This is a genomic window from Ruegeria sp. BHSC043, from assembly GCF_059612985.1.
Map to the genome: position 1 here is coordinate 1 of NZ_JBXWRS010000007.1, position 21,742 is coordinate 21,742.

Consider the following 21,742-nt stretch of genomic DNA (forward strand, 5'->3'; position numbering starts at 1 on the left):
CCCAGTGTGTGGCGCCAAAACTCGTTCTGGTGGCCGCTGCAAAGCGCGCGTGGTGCCCGGAAAGCGACGGTGCCGCCTGCACGGAGGGCTCAGTACGGGCCCAAAGAAGTGCGCAAGGGGGAAAAAGGAGTTTCCTGAGACTTCTTAAAAAAAAGCCATGGCCACGCGGTGAGGTTGGGCCGAAAGGAAGCTGCATCGGTAACGAGCTGATATGGCTTTCTGGACGGGTGTTAGACGGGCTTGTCGCTGGCCAGTCTGTGCCATAAGCATGGCTTGTAGAAACTCGATTGTTGCAGTTGAGACCGTATCAACTTTTGCAGACACTGCGCGTGCAGACCGTTGGCTGGCCCGTTATTCTCGGCGCAAATAAGGGAGTAGTGAATCAGTGAATGCCGTTGAAATTGAAGAGGCAATTTCGGCATTGGCCGAGCAACCTTTCGATGCAGATGAGTTCCCTTTCGCCTTTCTCGAAGCTTTCGGAAACAAGGCGACCACCATTAAGCGCCTGCGCACCGGCTCTTCAAACAAATCCGACCAAGGCGGCGTTCTTCAGACCAACAACATTCATCTAAAGGTTTGTGAGGCGGGGGAGGTCACCTCCACCTTGGCGCAGCTAAAGGCGAGCCCTGCCACCACCAAAGCCAAAGCAAAGTTCATCCTTGCTACTGATGGCATTGATCTTGAAGCCGAGGATTTGTCCTCGGGCGAGACGATCGCCTGCGCCTATGCCGACTTCCCCGACCATTTCGGTTTCTTCCTGCCGCTCGCCGGGATCAGTACGGTCAAGCAAATCCGCGAGAGCTCGTTTGACATCAAGGCCACGGGTCGGCTCAACAGGCTCTATCTCCAGCTGCTGAGGGACAACCCCGACTGGGGCGCCGCTGAGCGTCGCCATGACATGAACCACTTCATGGCGCGGCTCATCTTCTGTTTCTTCGCCGAAGACACAGAAATCTTTGCGCGCGATGACCTCTTCACCGACACCGTCGCGACCATGAGCGTCCGGGACAGCTCGAACACCCATGCGGTAATCTCCACCATTTTCCGCGCCATGGCCACGAAGCCAGGGGATCGCGCGGCAGCGGGCACTCCCCGCTGGGCCGATGCCTTTCCCTACGTGAATGGCGGGCTTTTCTCTGGCAACACCGACGTGCCGTGCTTTAGCAAGATCGCGCGTTCCTTCCTTCTGCATATCGGCGGGCTCGATTGGAAGAAGATCAATCCTGACATTTTCGGCTCAATGATCCAGGCCGTGGCCGATGAGGAAGAGCGCGGCGCATTGGGGATGCACTATACCTCGGTGCCCAACATCCTGAAGGTGCTCAATCCGCTCTTCCTCGACGACCTGCGCGAAAAGCTGAACGAGGCGGGTGACAACCCCCGAAAGCTTCTCAATCTGCGCAAGCGGCTCTCGCGCATTCGGGTGTTTGACCCGGCTTGCGGCTCGGGCAACTTCCTGGTCATCGCCTACAAGGAGATGCGGGCCATCGAGGCCGAGATCAACATGCGGCGCGGCGAGGCCGATCGGCGCTCCGAGATCCCGCTGACCAACTTCCGGGGGATCGAACTGCGTGACTTCGCGGCCGAGATCGCGCGGCTGGCGCTGATCATCGCCGAGTATCAGTGTGACGTGCTCTATCGCGGCCAGAAAGAGGCGATACAGGATTTCCTGCCGCTGGATGCGCAGAACTGGATCGTCACCGGCAATGCGCTGCGGCTCGACTGGCTGTCGGTCTGCCCGCCCACCGGTACAGGGGTGAAGATGCAGGCCGACGACCTCTTTGGCACGCCGCTCGACCAGGCGCAGATCGATTTCGAGAACGAGGGCGGCGAAACCTATATCTGTGGCAACCCGCCTTACATCGGGGGCCAATGGCAGGACGCCGAGCAGAAGGCGGACCTTAGAGCAATCTTCGAGGCGAATACGTCGCGGTGGAAATCGCTCGATTACGTGGCGGGTTGGTTTATGAAGGCGGCTGATTACGGTATGCGCACTGAGGCCGCCGCCGCCTTCGTGTCCACCAATTCCATCTGCCAAGGACGGCAGGTGCCGATCCTCTGGCCGTTGATCTTCGAGACGGGGCACGAAATTTCCTTTGCACATACCAGTTTCAAATGGTCGAACCTCGCCAGCCACATGGCAGGCGTGACCGTGGTCATCGTCGGGCTTAGCCGCAACACCGGAGGAACGCGGCGGCTGTTCTTCGCCGGAGGGAATGGAGAAACCATCGTATCCGAAGTCGACAACATAAACGGTTATCTGGTCCCGGGTCCGAACATAGTCGTTTCTGAACGCAGAAATCCGATCTCTCAAATTTCCGAAATGTTGTTTGGCAATATGCCCAATGATGGTGGACACCTGCTGCTTGACGCGTCAGAGGCGGAGCAGGCAATTCGGCAGCACACAGTTCCTTCAAAGTTCATCCGTCGGTTTCTAGGCTCACAGGAGTTTATCCGCGGAAATGAACGCAGATGCATCTGGGTTGCTGATAGTGAATATGAGGCTGCCAAAACAATAGCCTGGCTGAAGGCGCGGTTCGAGGCGGTTCATGCAAAACGTAGTGGGTCTAACCGCGCAACAACCAATGGCTTGGCCAACATACCCCACAGCTTCGGTGAGGTGCGACAGCGCGGCGATGAAACGGTGATGATTGTTCCGCGTGTTTCCTCCGAAACCAGGGAATACCTGCCGATCGGATATTTCTCATCAGGCACCATAGTTTCCGATTCTGCCTTCGCCCTCTACGACGCGCCCCTGTGGAACATGGCGCTGATAGCCTCGCGCCTGCACCTGATTTGGATCGCCACCGTTTGCGGAAAGCTGAAAACGGATTTTCGCTATTCCAACACGCTGGGCTGGAACACCTTCCCCATCCCGAAACTCACCGAGAAGAACAAGGCCGACCTGACGCGCTGTGCCGAAGACATCCTTCTGGCCCGCGAGGCGCATTTCCCCGCCACCATCGCCGAGCTCTACGACCCCGAAAAGATGCCCGAAAACCTCCGCGCTGCGCATGACCGCAACGACGAGGTGCTGGAACGCATCTACATCGGCCGCCGCTTCAAAAACGACACCGAGCGGCTGGAGAAGCTGTTCGAGCTTTACACTCGCGTGTCTAAGAAGGGGTCGGCATGACAAACCGTTCCTCGGTCAAGTTGTTCGGCATCGGCTCGGTCAGCGATTACCTTTCCTTATGTGACGAGGCCGTCAGCGCCCTAGCGGCAGAACAAGACAACGTCTTGAAGGGGTTTTCCGCTGTTTTGCTACTGAACCATGTTCCGGATTGGCTGGAGCACAAGGTTTCAGAAGCAGAACTGGCGAAGTCTGGAATCGTCCTCAATAAAGACCCACGAACAAAGAGAGATCAAATTGAGGCTGCAAACTCAGACCTCAAACTTGTGCGACAAATCGCAAACGGTTTCAAACATCTGAAACCGATTTGCTCCACCGAAATGGTAGACGGCTATGGCGCCGGGCCATATGGTGTTGGGCCTTTCGGAGCGTCGTATCTCTTGATCGATCTAGGCGACGACAAAGACCCTTCTGAGCGTTGGCGTGTCTGTCTCGATCTGTGTCAAAGTGTTCTGGCGTGGTGGAAAAAAACTTTGGCGCCGATCGTCGACAAGGAGAGCAGCTAGATGTCGAAAACGCAACCAGTTCCCTCGGTTTCTGTCACCTACGCGCAGACCGGCAGCTCGACCAAATCGAACGAATTGGGTATGCGAGCGATGCAGGAGCGCGCTTATGAGAAGCGGGGCGAGCCGTATCTTCTAATCAAGTCGCCGCCAGCCTCGGGCAAGAGCCGGGCGCTCATGTTCATCGCGCTCGACAAGCTACACAATCAGGGCCTCAAGCAGGCGATTGTTGTGGTGCCCGAGAAGTCGATCGGATCGAGCTTCAACGACGAGCCGCTGAGCAAGTTCGGCTTTTGGGCAGATTGGACCGTCGCGCCGAAGTGGAACCTGTGCAACTCGCCCGGTACGGATGGTGGCAAAGTCAAATCGGTAGGCGCGTTTCTCGAAAGCGGCGACCAAGTTCTGGTGTGCACACACGCCACCTTTCGCTTCGCCGTGGAGAAGTTCGGAGTCGAGGCGTTCGATGACCGCCTGATCGCCGTGGACGAGTTTCATCATGTCTCAGCAAGCGAGGACAGCATTCTTGGCTCGCAACTGAATGAGTTCATTGCCCGCGACCGCGTTCATGTCGTGGCTATGACTGGCAGCTACTTCAGGGGCGATGCCGTACCGATCCTTTTGCCCGAGAACGAGGCGAAGTTCGATACGATCACCTACACCTATTACGAGCAGTTGAACGGCTATAAGTACCTGAAAGCGCTTGATATAGGGTATTTTTTCTATTCCGGATCATACACCGATGACATCCTCAAGGTGCTTGATCCGAACGAAAAGACGATCGTGCATATACCGAACGTCAATTCGCGCGAGAGCACAAAGGACAAACATCGTGAGGTCGAACACATCATCGATGCTCTAGGCGACTGGCAGGGCACTGATCCGTCCACGGGTTTTCAGTTAGTGAAAACTCCCGAGGGGAAGGTTTTGAAAATCGCAGATTTGGTCGATGACGAACCGGCAAAGCGCGACAAGGTATCCGGTGCACTTAAAGACCCTGCCAACAAAGGTAACCGCGATCATGTGGACATCATCATCGCCTTGGGCATGGCTAAGGAGGGTTTTGACTGGATTTGGTGCGAGCACGCGCTCACGGTAGGATACCGCGCCAGTCTGACGGAGATAGTGCAGATCATCGGCCGCGCGACCCGCGACGCCGAGGGCAAGACGCGGGCCCGCTTCACCAACCTAATTGCCGAGCCCGATGCCTCAGAGTCAGCCGTCACAGAGGCAGTGAACGACACGCTGAAAGCGATTGCCGCAAGCTTGCTCATGGAGCAGGTACTTGCCCCGCGATTCAACTTCACCCCGAAGACGCCAAAGAGCGGGCCGGTTGAAGGGTATGACTATGGCGAAGACGGATATGATCCCGGCAAGGAAAACATTGGGTTCAGCGAAGAAAGTGGACAGTTCCAAATCGAGATCAAGGGGCTGGCCATGCCCAAGAGCAAGGAGGCCGAGCGTATCTGCCAGCAAGATTTGAATGAAGTGATCGCAGCCTTTGTCCAAGATAAAACGGCGATTGAGCGTGGGCTTTTCGATGACGAGCTCGTGCCCGAAGAGTTAACCCAAATGCGTATGGGCAAGATCGTCGGCGCGAAATTCCCGGATCTCGATGCCGAGGATCAGGAAGCTGTGCGTCAACATGCGATTGCTGCTTTGAACCTGACACAAAAGGCGAAAGAGGCCGCTCTTGCAAGCGCTGACGATGACGCGCAGATGAGCGGCAACACGGCTTTGATCGACGGCGTGCGCAATTTTGCAATGGACGTGCGCGAACTCGACATCGATCTGATCGACCGCATCAATCCGTTCGGCGAAGCCTATTCGATCCTCGCAAAGACCATGAGCGAAGAAAGCCTCAAGCAGGTGGCGGCGGTGATCTCGGCGAAGAAGGTGCATCTCACGCCTGACGAAGCGCGCGACCTGGCACGTCGTGCCGTGAAGTTCAAGCAGGAGAGGGGAAGGCTGCCTTCCATCACTTCACCTGACGCTTGGGAAAAGAAGATGGCGGAAGGCGTGGCGTTTCTGGCCCGCATGAAGCAGGAGGCTGCCAATGGCTAGAGAGTTTACCGAAGAAGATGACGCGCTTCTGGCTGAGCTTGGTGTTGAGGTTGAACCTCCGAAGCCGATCACGCGCACTCCGCGCGAAGAGCGTATCATTGCTGGCTTTGAAGAGATTCAGCGCTTTGCGGAGGAACATGGGCGTGTACCGCAGCATGGCGAAGGCCGTGACATTTTCGAACGTCTATTTGCGCTTCGACTAGACCGTATCCGCGAGCTTCAGGAATGCCGGGAGTTGGTTGCGCCCTTGGATCACGCAGGGCTTCTCACTGGCGCGGCACAATCGATTGTGGCGGATCCAGAAGAGCTCGATGATGATGCGCTTCTGGCCGAGCTTGGCGTTGAGGTGGAATCGCCACCAATCACCGAGCTGAAACACGTCCGATCTACGGCAGAGAAGAAGGCCGCTGAAGAGGTGGCCAGCCGCAACAGATGCGAGGACTTCGAGGCCTTCAAGCCGCTCTTTGAACAGGTGCAAAAGGAGCTCGAAAGTGGCCTGCGTGATACGCGGCCGTTCGAGATGAAGGCTGAGATTGAGAAGGGGCGCTTTTTCATCGTCGGCGGTCAGAAGGCGTATGTCGCCGAGAAGGGGGAAACGACAATCACTGACCAGGGGCGCACCGATGCCCGCCTTCGTGTAATTTTCGACAACGGCACCGAGAGCAACATGCTGATGCGCTCGCTCCAACGTGCTTTGAACAAGGACAAGGCAGGGCGACGGATCACTGAACCGACCGCCGGTCCATTATTCTCCGATCAGACGAACGATGGGGATGAGGCAAGCGGTACAATCTATGTGCTGCGCAGCAAGTCCGATCATCCGCTCGTCGCTGAGAATCGTGAGCTTGTGCACAAGATCGGCGTGACCAACATGAGCGTCGAAAAGCGTATTGCGGGCGCGCAGCTTCAACCGACCTTCTTGATGGCCAATGTCGAAATCGTGTCGACGTATGAGCTCTACAATATCAACCCAACTAAGCTCGAAAATCTGATCCACCGCATCTTCGAGCCCGCACGGCTTCAGATAAAGATCATGGACAGGTTTGGGCGGCCTGTTGTCCCGCGCGAATGGTTCTTAGTTCCACTGTTTGCTATCAACGAGGCTGTGGAAAGAATCAAAGACGGGACGATTTCTCGCTACCGGTATGATCCCGAGCGCGCCTCTTTAACTCTGCGGTAGACAATAACCTGCAATAGATTCTTTTGATTTGATGCGCGAACCTCTGGGGGATGTATTGGGGGATGTATTTTTCGCCATCTAAAATATTACATTATTTTCAATGGCTTAAATTGATGTTGTGGCGGAGACGAAGGGATTCGAACCCTCGAGACGGTTTCCCGCCTACTCCCTTAGCAGGGGAGCGCCTTCGACCACTCGGCCACGTCTCCGTTGGCGGGTATATCCTTGCCCGACACCCGGATACAAGGCGATTTTCCAGCAAAGATCCATTTTTTGTGAACGTTAGAAACTCGACGGGATGACTCGTGTCATCTCATTGGCTTGTTCGGGATGAGTCGCGAACAGAAACAGTTGCTGAGAGGTTGCGAGCACGATGTCTGTTTCCGCGATTGCTCCAACCGAAAGGCGGACGGAACCAGGACAAGCTGCACGCAATGGCAAAACGTTCCTCCGCAAAGTTCAACCACGTCAAACACAGGCGCGACGAATGAGGTCGATTCGGCCCAGTTTTCCCGTCTGCGACCAGTTACCAATTTGGTCGTAGCTTTGGTGCGGTCGTCGACGGACCGCTGCCAGCATTTTGGCAACGGTCCGTCTCGATCAGGCCGTCAATCCGGTCTCGCCCCCTCGAATACCAATTACAAAGAATACGAAATAAAATCTTCGATACATTCGAGACCAGCGACTTGCCCGATCCGGTATACCAGTTATGCCGGGGATCAACTTCCGCGACAGTGAAGCAGTTCACATTCCCGAAATTTTTCTAAATTTTGCGCCAATCGAAAAAGCCCGGCCCTGCTTGCCGAAGCAATCTGGTTGCCATGGCGCGGCCCATCTCTAACGCGTCGTCGATGGCGCCGGTCAAAGTTTCGGAGACCGATTCGGAGCCGTCGGGGCGCAGGACTTCGCCGCGCAGACGCAGCTGGCCATCCGCTATCTCGGCCAAGCCGGCGATTGGCGTTTCGCAGGACCCGTCCAGGGCGGCCAGCAAGGCGCGTTCCGCCGTCAGGCGTTGGGCGGTTTCCGCGTGATGGATGGCCTCCAGCATTGCGGCGGCCCGGCTGTCGTCCGCGCGGCGTTCGATGCCGATCGTGCCTTGCGCGATGGCCGGCAGCATGTCATCCGGCGAGATCGCGGTGGCAGGCACGTCCTGCATGTTCAGGCGGCGGAGGCCGGCCATGGCCAGGAACGTGCATTGGGCCACACCATCGGCCAGCTTCTTCAGCCGGGTCTGCACGTTGCCCCGGAATTCGACCACGTTCAGATCGGGTCGGCGGTGCAACAATTGTGCCCGCCGCCGCAGCGACGAGGTGCCGACGACCGCGCCCTCGGGCAGGTCAAGGATCGAGCTGAGGCGAGGCGAGATGAAGGCATCGCGCACGTCCTCGCGCGGCAGGAACGTGTCTAGCACCAGCCCCTGCGGCTGTTCGACGGGCATGTCCTTGGTCGAGTGCACGGCGATGTCGATGTCCCCACCCAGCATCGCATCTTCGATTTCCTTGGTGAACAAGCCCTTGTTTCCGATCTCTTTCAACGGGCGATCGGCGTCGATCATGGCGCGATTGTCGCCGGTGGTCTTGATCACCACGATCTCGAACGCCTGTTCCGGGAGATCGAAGGCATCGCACAGCCGCTGACGGGTTTCATGGGCCTGGGCCAGCGCCAGCGGCGAACCACGGGTGCCGATCTTCAGCGGCGATGCGGGGGTGGGCAGGGTCAAAGTCATGGGCACAGCTTTAGTCGCGTCACATTGCCCTGACAATGGGGGCCACGCTTGACATTTTGCCGCTGAAGGCGGACCCGTTGCGCGAACCGGAATAGTGGGGGCTGACATGGCCGAGAACAAGAAACTGCTGCGGGCGCTGGCGGGCGAGGTACTGGACACGCCGCCGATCTGGATGATGCGACAGGCCGGACGCTATCTGCCCGAATACCGCGCGACGCGGGAACAGGCGGGCGATTTCCTGTCGCTGTGCTACACCCCCGATCTGGCGGCCGAGGTGACGCTGCAGCCGATCCGCCGCTATGGGTTCGATGCCGCGATCCTTTTTGCCGACATCCTTCTGGTGCCGCAGGCCCTGGGTGCCGATCTTTGGTTCGTCACCGGTGAAGGGCCGCGCCTGTCGACGATCACGCAGCAATCGGATTTCGACGCCTTGAAACCCGTTGATACGATCCACGAAACCCTGTCGCCCGTCTATGAAACCGTGCGTATCCTGTCGCGCGAACTGCCGTCCGAGACGACGCTGATCGGCTTTGCCGGCGCCCCGTGGACCGTTGCGACCTATATGATCGCCGGGCGTGGCACCCCAGATCAGGGTCCCGCCCACGCCCTGCGTGAGGAAAACACTGCGCTGTTCGAGGCGTTGATGGACCGGATCACGGCGGCCACGATCGAATATCTTTCGGCTCAGATCGAAGCGGGGGCCGAGGTGGTCAAGATTTTCGACAGCTGGGCCGGGTCGCTGAAAGGTGAGGCTTTCACCAAATATGCGGTCGAGCCGTGCCGGATCATCACCGAGGCGCTCAAGGAACGCCACCCGGGCATTCCGGTTATCGGTTTCCCGCGTGAGGCGGGCGAGGGTTATGTCGGTTTCGCGAAGGCCACCGGCGTCGATTGCGTGGCGCTGGACAACTCGGTTGCGCCGGAATGGGCGGCCGAACAGGTGCAGGTAGATGGCTGCGTGCAAGGCAACCTGGCCTCGTCGCACATGGTCACCGGCGGGCAGGCGCTGGTGGATGAGACCCGTCGCATTGTGCGCGCCTTTTCCAAGGGGCCGCATATTTTCAACCTGGGTCACGGGATAACACCGGATGCCGACCCGGAAAACGTGCAGTTGATGATCGACACGGTGCGCGGCGGGTAGGCGGCGTGCGAGGGGGCCAGCCCCCTCTTGGCCGTTGGCCAATTCACCCCCGGGATACTTTCGGCCAGATGAAGGGTGTGTCAGGTCCTTTTGGAGCCTTGGAGTTCGATCAGGATTTCGGTCGTGTGTTGGCCGCGGGCCGGGCTGGGTTTCGGCTGCCATTGATGGGTGGAGAAGCGCGGGGCGGCGGCGGCCTGCAAGGTGCCGTCTGCCGCGCGCCAGGTTTGGCGGGCAGTATTCATCGGATGGGTTGCGGCCTCGTCGGGGCTGAGCACCGGGGCGACACAGGCGTCTGAGCCTTCAAACAGTTTGGCCCAATGGTCGCGCGGTTTGGTTGCGAAGATTTCCGCCAGATGCCGGGTCAGGTCTGGCCAGCGTGTGCTGTCGTATTGTTGCTGGAATGCTGGGTCGTGGGACAGACCCAGGATTTCCAGGAATTGGACATAGAATTTCGGTTCGAGACATTGGACCGAAACAAAGCCGCCATCCGCGCAGGTGTAGGTGCGGCTCCAATGCGGGCCGTCCAACAGGCTCTGGCCGCGCGTGTCGGACAGGTTGCCGGTCTGGCCCAGGCTCATCAGCAGGTTCATCATATGCGCGGACCCGTCGTAGATGGCGGCGTCGACGACCGTGCCCGTGCCGGTTGCGCGCGCGTTCAGCAGCCCGGCCAGTATGCCGGTGACCAGATACATCGCGCCGCCGCCGATGTCGCCGACCAGCGTGGCCGGGGTCATCGGTTCGGTGCCGGGTGGAGAGCCGTACCAGAGTGCCCCCGACAGGGCGATGTAGTTCAGATCATGTCCTGCGGTGTCGGAAAGCGGGCTGTCCTGGCCCCAGCCGGTCATGCGGCCATAGACCAGCGCCGGGTTCAGAGCGTGGCAGGTATCGGGCCCCAAGCCCAGCTTCTCCATCACGCCGGGCCGGAAGCCCTCGATCAACGCGTCGGCGGATGCGATCAGGCGCCGGGCGGTTTCGAGGTCGTCGGGGTCCTTGAGGTCGAGCGCGATCGAGCGTTTGCCCCGGTCCAGCACGGATCGGTCCGGCATGCCCGGTGTGACGGCACCCCCCTTGCGGTGGATGGTCACGACATCGGCCCCCAGATCCGCCAGCAGCATGGCGGCGAACGGGCCGGGGCCAAGCCCCTCGATTTCGACGACGCGGAATCCGTTGAGCATATGTATCCTCCCGGTTCGCGATGCTTTCGGCTTGGCCATGCGAATGCAAGGGCTGGGTGCCGAAAACGTGGCGTCGGGTGAAAAAACCGATGAACGGCCCGGTCTTCGGGGCGCTTGCAAGCCAGGGTCGGCTGGCCTAGCGTTTTCGGCGGGATGTGGAGCGAGGGCTGGAATGCGGCTTTGGATCATGATCGGCGCGGCGCTGGTGGCGGCGGCATTGACCGCGATCGTCCTGCATCTGCACCCTCCGGGCAGCCTGCGGATGGCCGGAGGCCCGAGCGGCGGGGCCTATGAGCAGATCGCGCAGGACTATGCCGAGATTCTGGCGCGTGACGAGATCCGGGTGGACATTCTGGAAACTGCAGGTTCGGTCGAGAATGCCCGTCTGATCGAAAGCGGCGAGGCAAATGCCGCGCTGCTGCAAGGCGGCATCGTGGCCGATCCCGACAAGGTCGAAGCAATCGGAACGGTTTTCTACGAACCGATGATATTCATGACGCGCGCGGATGCCAGTATTCCCAGCAACCCGGCGCTTTGGCGAGACCTTAGTATCAACCGTGGCGCGGACGGGTCGGGCACGGCCGATGCATTTCGCGATTTTGAGCGTGTAGTCGGCCTGTCCGAGGCGGACAACATCCATGTGTCGCTCGATTATGATCAGGCTGCCGAGGCCTTGCTGGACAACAGGTTGGATATCGCGGTCTTCGTTGCCCCGATCGAGGCGCCCTACCTGCTGGCGGCCTATCAGGAGCCGGGGCTGAAGGTGCTTGAACTGGAGCATGTCGAGGCGATCTCGCGCCGGTTGTCCTATGCGACGGTGGTCACGGTTCCGGCCGGCGGAATGTCACTGGATCCGGTCCTGCCGCCGCGGCCGGTCAAGCTGATCGCGCTGCAAGCGCGATTGGTCGTGCAGGCCGACATTCATCCCGCCCTGGTCAACCGTCTGACGATGGCCGCGATCGAGTTGCATCGGGCGCGGGGCATCATCACCGATGCAGGAGAATTTCCGGGAGTCGAGGGAACGGGCCTGCCGGTCAGCAGTGCCGCGCGAAGGTTGATCGACGAAGGCCCCAGCACGTGGCACAATCTTCTGCCCTATTGGATCGCGGCCCAGGTCAACCGCGTGTTGCTGCTGTTCCTGCCATTCTTTTTCATCGTGGTGCCTTTGGTGCGTGTACTGCCCAAGGCCTATGCCTATCTGCAACGGTGGCGTGTCTGGCAGCATTACCCCGAAATCCGGCAGATCGAGCTTGAGCTTGCCGCCGACCCGTCGCCGGATCAGCTTGGGGACATGCAGGCGCGTCTGCACGAACTGGATGAACGGCTGGCCGAGCTTCGATTGCCGGCCGCTTACCGGCAGGGCCAGTATGACGCGCGGCTGCATGTCGATCTGGTCCAGAAGCGGGTTGCCGAATTGCAGGCACAGGTCGACCTGCGGCAGGCGCACCGCGCCACCCGCGCATGATGGCTGTTGCAAGCTACCGTCTTTCGGGGCTAGGTCTTTTGGGAACCATGCCAGGCAAGAAAGGGGGCGCACCCATGCAGATGAGTGACACGCGCGAGATTCAGGCGGCGCCTGCGGATGTCTTTGCGGCTCTGCTGGACCCCGAGGTCCTGAAAGCCTGCGTCCCCGGCGCGCAAGAGGTCACCGGCAATCCGTCCGACGGGTACGAGGCCACCGTGGTGCAGAAGGTCGGCCCGGTGAAGGCGACGTTCAAGGGGACGGTGACCATGTCGGACATGGTCGAGGGTCAGCGCCTGACCATCGAGGGGGAAGGCAAGGGCGGGGCCGCGGGCTTTGCCAAGGGCGGCGCCACGGTGACCTTCGCCCCCAGCGACAGCGGCGGAACCGTTCTGTCCTATGACGTCGAGGCCAAGGTTGGCGGCAAGCTGGCGCAACTGGGCAGCCGCTTGATCGACGGCTTTGCCAAGAAGATGGCCGACCAGTTCTTTGCCAACCTGCAGGAGCATTTCGAAGGCCCCGCCCAGCCGGACGAGAGTGCCGACCCCGAGGCGAAACCCGAAAAGAAAGGGTGGTTGGGCCGCCTGACCGGGCGCGACTAGGTCTGCACGGATGCGCATGCCCTTGTGCGGATTTGGCCTGTTCCGGGCAGGATCGGCGCGCTAGGGTCTGCGCCGGAACGGGAAGGACGCATGACGACCATTCTTTCGATCAAGGATCTGCGCAAAACCTACGATGACGGGTTCGAGGCGCTCAAAGGCGTGTCGCTGGACATCCGGCAGGGCGAGATACTGGCACTTCTGGGGCCCAACGGCGCCGGCAAGACCACGCTGATCTCGACCATCTGCGGGATCACCACGCCGACCTCTGGCACCGTCACCGTGGGCGGGCACGACATTCAGGCCGATTTCCGGGCCGCGCGTCGGATGATCGGCCTTGTGCCGCAGGAAATCGCGCTGGAGCCGTTCGAGAAGGTCTGGAACACCGTGCGCTTTTCCCGCGGGTTGTTCGGCCTGGGCCAGGACAGCGCCCGGATCGAGGAGATCCTGCGCAAGCTGTCGCTGTGGGACAAGCGCAAGAACGCGATCAAGGAACTATCGGGCGGCATGAAGCGGCGGGTGCTCATCGCCAAAGCGCTGGCGCACGAGCCGCGGGTGTTGTTTCTGGATGAACCCACCGCCGGCGTGGATGTCGAGCTGCGCAAGGACATGTGGGCCATCGTCGACGAGCTGAAGGCCGCCGGCGTCACCATCATCCTGACCACGCACTACATCGAAGAGGCCGAGGCCATCGCCGACCGCGTGGGCGTGATCGACAAGGGTGAGCTGCTGCTGGTTCAGGACAAGAAGACTTTGATGTCGCAGATGGGCAAGAAGCAGATCGAGGTCATGCTGACCTGCACGATCCCGTCCATTCCCGACAGATTGGCCCATCACAACCTGGTGCTGAACGGGCAGGGGGATGCGCTGATCTATACCTATGACACCAATGCCGAACGGACCGGCATCACCACCCTGTTGAACGACGTGGCCGAGGCCGGGCTGATACTTCGCGACGTGCAGACCCGGCAATCGAGCCTCGAGGAGATATTCGTCACGCTCGTGTCCGGAGACGTCGCATGAACTGGACTGCCATCGCCGCCATCTACCGGTTCGAAATGGCCCGGTTCTTCCGCACCCTCGCGCAGAGCTTTCTGTCGCCGGTCCTGTCCACCTCGCTCTATTTCGTGGTGTTCGGAACCGCCATCGGCAGCCGGATCCAGGAGATCGAGGGCGTATCCTACGGCGCCTTCATCGTGCCGGGGCTGATCATGCTGTCGGTGGTGATGCTGTCGATCTCGAACGCGTCCTTCGGCATCTATTTTCCCAAGTTCCTGGGCACGATCTATGAATTGCTTTCGGCCCCTGTGAATTTCATCGAGATCGTGATCGGCTATGTCGGCGCGGCGGCCACCAAGGCGCTGTTCGTGGGGTTGGTGATCCTGGTCACGGCGACCTTCTTCGTGGATATCCGCATTGAACACCCCTTTGCCATGGCCGCTTTCCTGATCCTGTCCTGCCTCAGCTTTTCGCTGCTGGGTTTCATCGTGGGTATCTGGGCCAGCAATTTCGAACAGATGTCGCTGGTGCCGCAGCTGGTGGTGACGCCGCTGATCTTTCTGGGCGGCACGTTCTACTCGATCTCGATGCTGCCGCCGGTGTGGCAGACGATCTCGCTGTTAAATCCGGTGGTCTATTTGATTTCGGGTTTTCGCTGGTCGTTCTACGGGCTGTCTGACGTGCCCATCCTGCTTAGCCTGCTGGCGATCCTTGCCTTTACCGGCATCTGCCTTGCGGTGATCGGCTGGATCTTCAAAACCGGATGGCGCATCCGCAGCTAGGGCGTTGCATTTTTGCCGATCACGGCCGCGAATTTCAGTCACGTCGCGTTTCCGCCGGTTCCGGTCCCTTGTTTACGGGTTGGGCGCACTCTACATCGGCACCCATGAAACTCAGCCTGCCGTTTCTGAAAAAGCACCCCGTCGTTGCCGTGGTCCGTCTGTCGGGCGCCATCGGCATGGCCGGTCGCGCCTCGATGAGCGATACCGTGCTGGCGCCGGTTCTTGAAAAGGCATTCCGCAAGGGCAAGCCTGCCGCCGTCGCGCTCGAGATCAACTCGCCCGGCGGATCTCCGGTGCAAAGTTCTCTGATCGGCTCGCGAATCCGTCGGCTCGCCGACGAGCTGAACGTGCCCGTGCATGCCTTCGTCGAGGACGTGGCGGCCTCGGGTGGCTATTGGCTGGCGGCCTCGGCGGACCGTATCTGGGCCGACGACAGCTCGGTTCTGGGGTCGATCGGGGTGATTTCCTCGGGGTTCGGTGCGCATGTCTTCATCGCGCGTCAGGGCATCGAGCGGCGCGTACATACGGCGGGTCAGTCGAAATCCATGCTGGACCCTTTCGCCCCGGAAAAGCCCGAGGATGTCGCGCGGCTGAAGGGGCTGCTCGAGGATATCCATCACAACTTCATCGCGCATGTCAAAGCCCGCCGGGGCGATCGGTTGGATGAAACGGCCGATCTGTTCACCGGCGAGGTCTGGCTGGCGCGGCGCGCGCAGGATCTGGGCCTGATCGACGGCATCGCGCATCTGAAACCCAAGATGCAGGAGCTGTTCGGCGACAAGGTCCGGTTCCGCCGCTATGGCCTGCGCAGGCCGATCTGGTCGCGTTTCGGGGCGGAAATGGCCCAAGACGCGCTGGCTATGCTCGAGGAGCGCGCGGCCTTCGCGCGTTTCGGCATGTGACATGATCATCAAGGCTGTCACTCTTTTCCTGATCGCGATGGGCGTGCTGGCGATGTTCGGTAAGCTGCGCTTTCCCGGTCAGAGACGTCTGAGCTCGGCCAAATGCCCGCGGTGCGGGCGGTTCCGCATTGGTAAAGGCCCCTGTGCATGTGAAAAAGGAGGCCGTGGATGACGGCGTGGCTGCTTTCCGGCCTTGGTCTGTTGATCCTTTTGCTGGCGGGCGACGCGCTGGTGCGTGGCGCGGTGAACCTCAGCCTGCGGCTGGGCGTGCCGGCATTGATCGTCAGCCTGACGATCGTGGCCTTCGGTACCTCGGCGCCCGAATTGCTGATCGCGATCAAGGCAGTTCAGGAACATGCGCCCGGTATCGCGCTGGGCAATGTGGTGGGGTCGAACACGGCCAACATCCTGCTGGTCCTGGGCATTCCGGCGCTTTTGGCAACCATCCACAGCAGCGAATGCGACACCCGCAGGAACTTCATCTACATGATCCTGGCCTCGGTTCTTTTCATCGGGCTTGCTTTCTGCGGCGTGTTCACCCTGTTCAGCGGCGCGATTCTGCTGGCGGGGCTGGCCCTGATACTGCTGAACGCCTTCCGCGAGGCGCGGGCTCATCGAAACGCCTGCACCGCGCAGGAAGAGATTGAGCTTCTGGAAGAGGCCGACCCGGACATGCCCTATTGGAAGGTCGCGATGTTCCTGATCCTGGGGCTGGTCGGCCTGCCTATGGGGGCGCATCTGCTGGTGGACAACGCCACGATCATTGCCCGCACCTATGGTATCAGCGAAACCGTGATCGGTCTGACATTGGTGGCCGTCGGCACCTCGTTGCCGGAACTGGCGACGACGGTGATGGCGGCGTTGCGTCGGCAGGCGGATGTTGCGCTGGGCAACGTGATTGGGTCGAACATGTTCAACCTGCTGGCCATCGTCGGCATCGCTACGCTGTTCGGGCGCATCCCGGTCGATCCCGAATTTCTGCGATTCGACTTGTGGGTCATGCTGGCTGCGTCGCTTCTGCTGGTTCCGTTCGTGTTTTTCAAGCGCGACATTACCCGCACCTGGGGCTTTATCTTGACGTTTCTTTATGCGGCCTATCTCGTGGCGCTGCTGGCGTGATCTGACCTGGGGAGGTTGCGTATGACCCGAGCATTGGTGACCGGTGCGGGTGCCCGCCTGGGGCGGGCGATGGCGCTTTATCTTGCGCAACGTGGCATAGATGTGGCCGTACATTACGCGACCTCGCAAGGGGCGGCGTCCGAGGTCGTGTCCCAGATCGAATCCCAGGGCCGCAAGTCGACTGCTTTGCAGGCCGATCTGCTGGAGGAGTCCCAGGTCGAGGCCCTGTTGCCGCGCGCGGCCGAGGCGCTGGGCGGGCCGATCACCTGCCTGGTCAACAACGCCTCGATTTTTGAATACGACAACATCCATACCGCAACGCGCCAAAGTTGGGACCGGCACATGGAGAGCAACCTGCGGGCCCCCTTCGTGCTGACACAGGCCATGGCGCGGCAGGGTCTCAAGCCCGCAATCGACGACAGTGGCGAGCCGGTGGCGACTGGTCTGGTCGTCAACATGATCGACATGCGGGTGCGCAAGCTGACGCCCGAATTCATGTCATACACCATTGCCAAGATGGGGTTGTGGGCCCTGACCCGCACCGCGGCGCAGGCGCTGACCCCGACGATCCGCGTCAATGCGATCGGGCCGGGTCCGACCTTGCAGGGCCACCGACAAAGCCCCGAACATTTTCAGGCGCAGCGCAGGAACACCATTCTGGAACGGGGGGCAAACCCGTCGGACATCACTGCCGCGCTCGGCTATTTCCTCGATGCGCATGCGGTCACGGGGCAGTTATTGTGCGTCGACGGCGGGCAGCATCTGGGCTGGCAGACGCCGGACGTTCTGGGCGTAGAATAGGTGAATCCGGTGCAAGTTTTGCACCGCTCGCGATCGTGTTACATGTCCGTTACAAAAAGGCCTTTTTTTTCATGCACTTGTACGCCGGTCAAAAAAATTTCATGCAAAAACAATAGCTTGATATTCCGCCTATTTTTTGTGCAAGGCGGAGAAAACGCAAGGATTCAAGGAAGAATTCCAGTTCAGGGAAACTTGTCCGCACAGTTATCCACAGGAATCGTGGATTTGTTTTCTCTTGATCTGGGGCGCGCAAGATTGCAGCCACGGGCAGAGAATCGTATCTGATGAGCATGACCGCGGACAACAGATCTCAAGCTGATCCTGAAATCACGGGTTACGCCTGCATCCAGCGCTATGTGAAGACGTTGGACAGTTCGCCGGGTGTCTATCGGATGCTGGATGCGGACAGCCGGGTTCTGTATGTCGGCAAGGCGCGCAACCTGCGAGCGCGGGTGTCGAACTACACCCGACCGGGACATTCGCCCCGGATCGAGCGGATGATCGCCTCGACCGCGTCGATGATGTTCCTGACCACCCGGACCGAGACCGAGGCGCTGCTGCTGGAGCAGAACCTGATCAAGCAGCTCAAGCCCAAATACAACGTGCTGCTGCGCGACGACAAAAGCTTTCCCAACATACTCGTCGCCAAGGACCACCCGTTTCCCCAGATCAAGAAACATCGCGGGGCCAAGAAGGAAAAGGGCGCCTATTTCGGCCCCTTCGCCAGCGCGGGCGCGGTGAACCGCACGCTGAACCAGCTGCAGAAGGCGTTTCTGCTGCGCAACTGTTCGGATTCGATGTTCGACAGCCGCACCCGGCCCTGCCTGCTCTATCAGATCAAGCGCTGTTCGGGGCCGTGCGTGGGCATGATTTCGCAGGCCGACTATGCCGAAAGCGTGCGCGACGCCGAGCGGTTCCTGTCCGGACGCTCGACCCGTATCCAAGAGGAACTGGCCGCGCAGATGCAGGAGGCCTCGGACGCGATGGAGTTCGAGCGTGCCGCCGCCCTGCGCGACCGGATCCGCGCGCTGACGCAGGTACAGACGGCGCAGGGCATCAATCCACGCGGCGTGGCCGAGGCGGATGTGATCGGCCTCTACATGGACAGCGGTCAGGCCTGTGTTCAGGTGTTCTTCATCCGCGCCAACCAGAACTGGGGCAACCGCGATTTCTATCCAAGGGTCGGGCCCGACGTCTCCCCGGCCGAGGTGATGGAGGCCTTTCTGGGCCAGTTCTACGACAACAAGGAACCGCCGCGCCAACTGATCCTGTCGGACGGGATCGAAAACGCGGACCTGATGCAGCAGGCCCTGTCCGAAAAGGCCGGCCGCAAGGTCGAGATATTGGTGCCGCAGCGGGGCGAAAAGCTCGAGCTGGTCTCTGGCGCGCTGCGCAACGCGCGCGAGGCGCTGGCCCGCCGCATGTCGGAAAGCGCGACGCAGGCCAAGCTCCTGCGCGGTCTGGCCGAGGCCTTTGATCTGGACGCGCCGCCGAACCGGATCGAGGTCTATGACAACTCGCATATCCAAGGCACCAACGCGGTGGGTGCGATGATCGTGGCCGGTCCCGATGGGTTCATCAAGAATGCCTATCGCAAGTTCAACATTCGCGGCGACGACCTGACGCCGGGCGACGATTTCGGCATGATGAAAGAGGTGCTGACCCGCCGCTTCACCCGCCTGCTGAAAGAGGACCCCGACCGCGACAAGGGCATGTGGCCCGATCTGCTGCTGATCGACGGGGGCGCGGGGCAGGTGAGCGCCGTGCACGAGATCATGCAGGCGCATGGGGTCGAGGACATCCCAATGGTCGGTGTCGCCAAGGGCGTCGATCGCGACCATGGCAAGGAAGAGTTCCACCGCATCGGCCAGCGCCCCTTTGCCCTGAAGCGCAACGACCCGGTTCTGTATTTCATTCAGCGGCTACGGGACGAGGCGCACCGTTTTGCCATCGGCACCCATCGCGCCAAACGCGCCAAGGCGATGGGAGCGACGCCGCTCGATGAAATCCCGGGCGTGGGCGCGGCCCGTAAACGCGCACTGCTGGCGCATTTCGGCAGCGCCAAGGCGGTCAGCCGCGCCAATCTGGCGGATCTGAAGGCGGTGGACGGGATCTCGGCCGGTCTGGCGCAGAAGGTCTATGATTTCTTTCACGAAAAAGGCTGATTCCGCTGGCGCCCGCGCCAAAGAATGTACAGCCCCGAGGCCACGATCAGCGCGCTGCCCAGCCACATGGCCTGGTCCAGACGTTCGTCAAAGATCAGCACGCCCAGCGCGATGCCGAACAGAAGGCGGGTATAGCGAAACGGGGTCACGGCCGACACTTCACCCGTCCGCATGGCCAGCATTAGCGAAGCATAGGCCACCGCCCCCATCACCACGGCTCCGGTCAGATGCAGGGCGGTTTGGGCGTCCACCGGCACCGCGGCGGCGCCCTCGAAAACCAGGTACAGACCACCGGCAACGACAATTGACAGAAAGCCGTAAAACCCAAGAACGGTGGTCCCCAGCGTGGCAGGGGCGGCGCGGCTGGCCAGATCGCGGCCGGCAAAGCCCAGCATTCCCAGCACCGCAAGAATGGACAGGGCCGAGAAACTGTCTCCGGTTGGCTGGATGATGATCACCACTCCGATCAGTCCGACCATGATGGCGCTCCAGCGTCGCCAACCGACGGTTTCCCCGAAGAACAACGCGGCACCCGCCACTACGACCAGCGGCGTGGCCTGCAGGATCACCGTGGCCGAGGACAGCGGCGTCAGGGCGATGGCCAACACATAGAACAGGCGACCGAAGACTTCGAACAGCACTCGGATCTTCATCGGCTTGGACAGGACATCGGGGTGCAGCAACCGCCGCCCCTGTAGCAACGCGACCCCGGCGAAAATCAGCGCCCCGCCCAGCCCGAACAGCACCAGAACCTGCCAGATGGGCAGCACTTTGGCTGTACTTTTCAACAGCGCGTCCTCCAGGGCGAACCCAGCCATGGCCGCGATCATCCAGGCGCTGCCGGTCAGGTTGGCGCGCGCATCGGTTCTGATATGTGAGGTCACGGGGCGGATCTTTCCTGGCTGCCGATACCCGCGCAACCTGACCCGTTCTTCGCGCCGCGCCAAGGGGGAAACGGTCATCGATCGGCGGCCTGCGACGGAATGATCTGACGTGGCCCAAACACCTGCGTTCTTGGCAGTTTTTTGTCATGCCGTCTTTTCTGTTCCCGGCCATGGTTGTAGGGTCCGGCGCATGAAGTGGAACCTGCCGAATATTCTGACTTTGCTGCGCCTTCTGGCCGCGCCCGGCCTGGCGGTGATGTTTCTGTATTTCACGCGGCCCTATGCCGATTGGTTCGCACTGATCCTGTTCCTGTCGGCGGCCATAACCGATTGGTTCGACGGCTATCTGGCGCGCGCGTGGAAGCAGGAAACCAAGATGGGCGCGATGCTGGACCCGATCGCCGACAAGGCGATGGTGGTGATCGCGCTAATGATCCTGGTGGGCTATTCGACCGAGCACTGGACGCCCTGGCTGGTGCTGCCCGCCACCGTGATCCTGTTCCGCGAGGTCTTCGTCTCGGGCCTGCGTGAGTATCTGGGCGACGTGGCCGGAACTCTCAAGGTCACCAAGCTGGCCAAATGGAAGACGACCGCGCAGATGGTGGCGATCGCCGTGCTGTTTTCGCAAGGCATTTTCGAGCACTATTTCGTCATGTCTACCTATGGCATGGATACCGACCTGATCGACCAGATCCTGTCGGGCCAGGTCGAGGACATCTCGGGCCTGCAATGGAAGCTGGATGGCATGTTCTGGTCGGGCCGCATCGGGTTGTGGCTGCTGTGGGTCGCGGCGACGCTGACATTGATCACCGGCTACGACTACCTACGTAAAGCCATGCCCCATTTGAAGGAGGGCTGACGCATGGATGTCTTGTATTTCGCTTGGGTCCGCGAGCGGATCGGCGTGCCGAAGGAAAAGGTCGAAACCAGCGCCGCCACGGTGTCCGATCTGGTGGCGGAACTCAGCGCCCGCGAAGACCGCTATGCGGCGGCGTTTGCCGACCTGTCGGCCCTGAGGGTTGCGCTGGATCAGGAATTGTCGGATTTCGACGCGCCCCTGGCCGGTGTCCGCGAAGTGGCCTTTTTCCCACCCATGACCGGCGGGTAGGG

At 60.6% G+C, this 21,742-nt stretch carries 19 protein-coding genes and 1 tRNA gene; 16 read left to right on the forward strand and 4 right to left on the reverse strand.

All coding sequences use genetic code 11. From position 1 onward, the window contains the following. The first annotated feature begins 4 nt into the window (after positions 1-4). From AC2FMM_RS11940 to AC2FMM_RS11960, 5 genes are all read left to right on the forward strand, one after another. The gene (locus AC2FMM_RS11940; RefSeq protein WP_496796746.1) at positions 5-148 is read left to right on the forward strand and encodes an HGGxSTG domain-containing protein; all 144 of its coding nucleotides are present in this window, start codon (positions 5-7) and stop codon (positions 146-148) included. Positions 149-385: 237 nt separating this feature from the next. After that, a complete protein-coding gene (locus AC2FMM_RS11945) occupies positions 386-3,136 on the forward strand; it encodes a class I SAM-dependent DNA methyltransferase (protein WP_496796668.1) in 2,751 nt (916 codons plus the stop codon). Next, a complete protein-coding gene (locus tag AC2FMM_RS11950) occupies positions 3,133-3,639 on the forward strand; it encodes a hypothetical protein (protein WP_496796669.1) in 507 nt (168 codons plus the stop codon). The genes AC2FMM_RS11945 and AC2FMM_RS11950 overlap by 4 nt, the downstream gene beginning before the upstream one ends. Next, complete coding sequence (locus AC2FMM_RS11955) at positions 3,640-5,697, forward strand: DEAD/DEAH box helicase (protein WP_496796670.1); 2,058 nt, start codon at positions 3,640-3,642, stop codon at positions 5,695-5,697. It abuts the gene before it with no gap. Further along, entirely contained in the window at positions 5,690-6,877 is a 1,188-nt protein-coding gene (locus AC2FMM_RS11960; RefSeq protein WP_496796671.1) for a GIY-YIG nuclease family protein, read from the forward strand. The genes AC2FMM_RS11955 and AC2FMM_RS11960 overlap by 8 nt, the downstream gene beginning before the upstream one ends. A gap of 119 nt (positions 6,878-6,996) precedes the next feature. On the opposite strand, the gene AC2FMM_RS11965 is transcribed toward AC2FMM_RS11960, so the two are convergent. Beyond that, positions 6,997-7,086: transfer RNA gene (locus AC2FMM_RS11965), tRNA-Ser, on the reverse strand. Between the two features lie 554 nt (positions 7,087-7,640). Beyond that, on the reverse strand, positions 7,641-8,603 hold the full coding sequence (gene hemC / locus AC2FMM_RS11970; RefSeq protein WP_496796672.1) for a hydroxymethylbilane synthase: 963 nt from the start codon (positions 8,601-8,603) through the stop codon (positions 7,641-7,643). Positions 8,604-8,709: 106 nt separating this feature from the next. On the opposite strand from hemC, the gene hemE reads away from it, so the two are divergent. Next, positions 8,710-9,744 (forward strand): uroporphyrinogen decarboxylase, encoded by a 1,035-nt coding sequence (hemE, locus tag AC2FMM_RS11975; protein WP_496796673.1) that lies wholly within the window; start codon positions 8,710-8,712, stop codon positions 9,742-9,744. Between the two features lie 80 nt (positions 9,745-9,824). Here hemE and AC2FMM_RS11980 read toward each other — a convergent pair whose 3' ends face one another. Then, a complete protein-coding gene (locus AC2FMM_RS11980) occupies positions 9,825-10,919 on the reverse strand; it encodes a CaiB/BaiF CoA transferase family protein (RefSeq protein ID WP_496796674.1) in 1,095 nt (364 codons plus the stop codon). Positions 10,920-11,091: 172 nt separating this feature from the next. Here AC2FMM_RS11980 and AC2FMM_RS11985 point away from each other — a divergent pair, with 172 nt between their 5' ends. The 8 genes from AC2FMM_RS11985 to uvrC all read left to right on the forward strand — a co-directional run bounded on the left by AC2FMM_RS11985 (position 11,092) and on the right by uvrC (position 19,748). After that, positions 11,092-12,384, forward strand: a complete 1,293-nt coding sequence (locus tag AC2FMM_RS11985) for a TAXI family TRAP transporter solute-binding subunit (RefSeq protein ID WP_496796675.1) — start codon at positions 11,092-11,094, stop codon at positions 12,382-12,384. 74 nt (positions 12,385-12,458) lie between these two features. Beyond that, positions 12,459-12,983: an SRPBCC family protein gene (locus AC2FMM_RS11990; protein WP_496687583.1), complete on the forward strand. Its 525-nt coding sequence runs from the start codon at positions 12,459-12,461 to the stop codon at positions 12,981-12,983. 90 nt (positions 12,984-13,073) lie between these two features. Continuing rightward, on the forward strand, positions 13,074-14,003 hold the full coding sequence (locus AC2FMM_RS11995; RefSeq protein ID WP_496796676.1) for an ABC transporter ATP-binding protein: 930 nt from the start codon (positions 13,074-13,076) through the stop codon (positions 14,001-14,003). Continuing rightward, a complete protein-coding gene (locus AC2FMM_RS12000) occupies positions 14,000-14,761 on the forward strand; it encodes an ABC transporter permease (RefSeq protein WP_496796677.1) in 762 nt (253 codons plus the stop codon). Before AC2FMM_RS11995 ends, AC2FMM_RS12000 begins: the two co-directional genes overlap by 4 nt. Positions 14,762-14,865: 104 nt before the next feature. Continuing rightward, complete coding sequence (locus AC2FMM_RS12005) at positions 14,866-15,663, forward strand: S49 family peptidase (protein WP_496796678.1); 798 nt, start codon at positions 14,866-14,868, stop codon at positions 15,661-15,663. Between the two features lie 168 nt (positions 15,664-15,831). Next, on the forward strand, positions 15,832-16,782 hold the full coding sequence (locus AC2FMM_RS12010) for a calcium/sodium antiporter (protein WP_496687591.1): 951 nt from the start codon (positions 15,832-15,834) through the stop codon (positions 16,780-16,782). A 21-nt stretch (positions 16,783-16,803) separates the two neighbouring features. After that, a complete protein-coding gene (locus AC2FMM_RS12015; RefSeq protein ID WP_496687593.1) occupies positions 16,804-17,583 on the forward strand; it encodes an SDR family oxidoreductase in 780 nt (259 codons plus the stop codon). 290 nt (positions 17,584-17,873) lie between these two features. Next, positions 17,874-19,748 carry an excinuclease ABC subunit UvrC gene (uvrC, locus tag AC2FMM_RS12020; RefSeq protein WP_496796747.1) on the forward strand — a complete coding sequence of 625 codons (1,875 nt, stop codon included), beginning with the start codon at positions 17,874-17,876 and terminating at the stop codon, positions 19,746-19,748. On the opposite strand, the gene AC2FMM_RS12025 is transcribed toward uvrC, so the two are convergent. Then, positions 19,733-20,632 carry a DMT family transporter gene (locus AC2FMM_RS12025; RefSeq protein WP_496796748.1) on the reverse strand — a complete coding sequence of 300 codons (900 nt, stop codon included), beginning with the start codon at positions 20,630-20,632 and terminating at the stop codon, positions 19,733-19,735. The two genes, uvrC and AC2FMM_RS12025, sit on opposite strands and share 16 nt — an antisense overlap. A 190-nt stretch (positions 20,633-20,822) precedes the next feature. Between AC2FMM_RS12025 and pgsA the strand changes: the two genes are divergently transcribed. Further along, complete coding sequence (gene pgsA / locus AC2FMM_RS12030; protein ID WP_093963574.1) at positions 20,823-21,491, forward strand: CDP-diacylglycerol--glycerol-3-phosphate 3-phosphatidyltransferase; 669 nt, start codon at positions 20,823-20,825, stop codon at positions 21,489-21,491. A gap of 3 nt (positions 21,492-21,494) precedes the next feature. Beyond that, positions 21,495-21,740 (forward strand): molybdopterin converting factor subunit 1, encoded by a 246-nt coding sequence (moaD, locus tag AC2FMM_RS12035; protein WP_496687597.1) that lies wholly within the window; start codon positions 21,495-21,497, stop codon positions 21,738-21,740. Positions 21,741-21,742 lie beyond the last annotated feature (2 nt).

What these genes read in the sequence shown, in the direction of transcription:
- AC2FMM_RS11950 (WP_496796669.1), top strand. Translation starts at nt 3,133, where the DNA reads ATGACAAACCGTTCCTCGGTCAAGTTGTTCGGCATCGGCTCGGTCAGC.
- AC2FMM_RS11955 (WP_496796670.1), top strand. Translation starts at nt 3,640, where the DNA reads ATGTCGAAAACGCAACCAGTTCCCTCGGTTTCTGTCACCTACGCGCAG.
- AC2FMM_RS11960 (WP_496796671.1), top strand. Translation starts at nt 5,690, where the DNA reads ATGGCTAGAGAGTTTACCGAAGAAGATGACGCGCTTCTGGCTGAGCTT.
- hemC (WP_496796672.1), bottom strand. Translation starts at nt 8,603, where the DNA reads ATGACTTTGACCCTGCCCACCCCCGCATCGCCGCTGAAGATCGGCACC.
- hemE (WP_496796673.1), top strand. Translation starts at nt 8,710, where the DNA reads ATGGCCGAGAACAAGAAACTGCTGCGGGCGCTGGCGGGCGAGGTACTG.
- AC2FMM_RS11980 (WP_496796674.1), bottom strand. Translation starts at nt 10,919, where the DNA reads ATGCTCAACGGATTCCGCGTCGTCGAAATCGAGGGGCTTGGCCCCGGC.
- AC2FMM_RS11985 (WP_496796675.1), top strand. Translation starts at nt 11,092, where the DNA reads ATGCGGCTTTGGATCATGATCGGCGCGGCGCTGGTGGCGGCGGCATTG.
- AC2FMM_RS11990 (WP_496687583.1), top strand. Translation starts at nt 12,459, where the DNA reads ATGCAGATGAGTGACACGCGCGAGATTCAGGCGGCGCCTGCGGATGTC.
- AC2FMM_RS11995 (WP_496796676.1), top strand. Translation starts at nt 13,074, where the DNA reads ATGACGACCATTCTTTCGATCAAGGATCTGCGCAAAACCTACGATGAC.
- AC2FMM_RS12000 (WP_496796677.1), top strand. Translation starts at nt 14,000, where the DNA reads ATGAACTGGACTGCCATCGCCGCCATCTACCGGTTCGAAATGGCCCGG.
- AC2FMM_RS12005 (WP_496796678.1), top strand. Translation starts at nt 14,866, where the DNA reads ATGAAACTCAGCCTGCCGTTTCTGAAAAAGCACCCCGTCGTTGCCGTG.
- AC2FMM_RS12010 (WP_496687591.1), top strand. Translation starts at nt 15,832, where the DNA reads ATGACGGCGTGGCTGCTTTCCGGCCTTGGTCTGTTGATCCTTTTGCTG.
- AC2FMM_RS12015 (WP_496687593.1), top strand. Translation starts at nt 16,804, where the DNA reads ATGACCCGAGCATTGGTGACCGGTGCGGGTGCCCGCCTGGGGCGGGCG.
- uvrC (WP_496796747.1), top strand. Translation starts at nt 17,874, where the DNA reads ATGACCGCGGACAACAGATCTCAAGCTGATCCTGAAATCACGGGTTAC.
- pgsA (WP_093963574.1), top strand. Translation starts at nt 20,823, where the DNA reads ATGAAGTGGAACCTGCCGAATATTCTGACTTTGCTGCGCCTTCTGGCC.
- moaD (WP_496687597.1), top strand. Translation starts at nt 21,495, where the DNA reads ATGGATGTCTTGTATTTCGCTTGGGTCCGCGAGCGGATCGGCGTGCCG.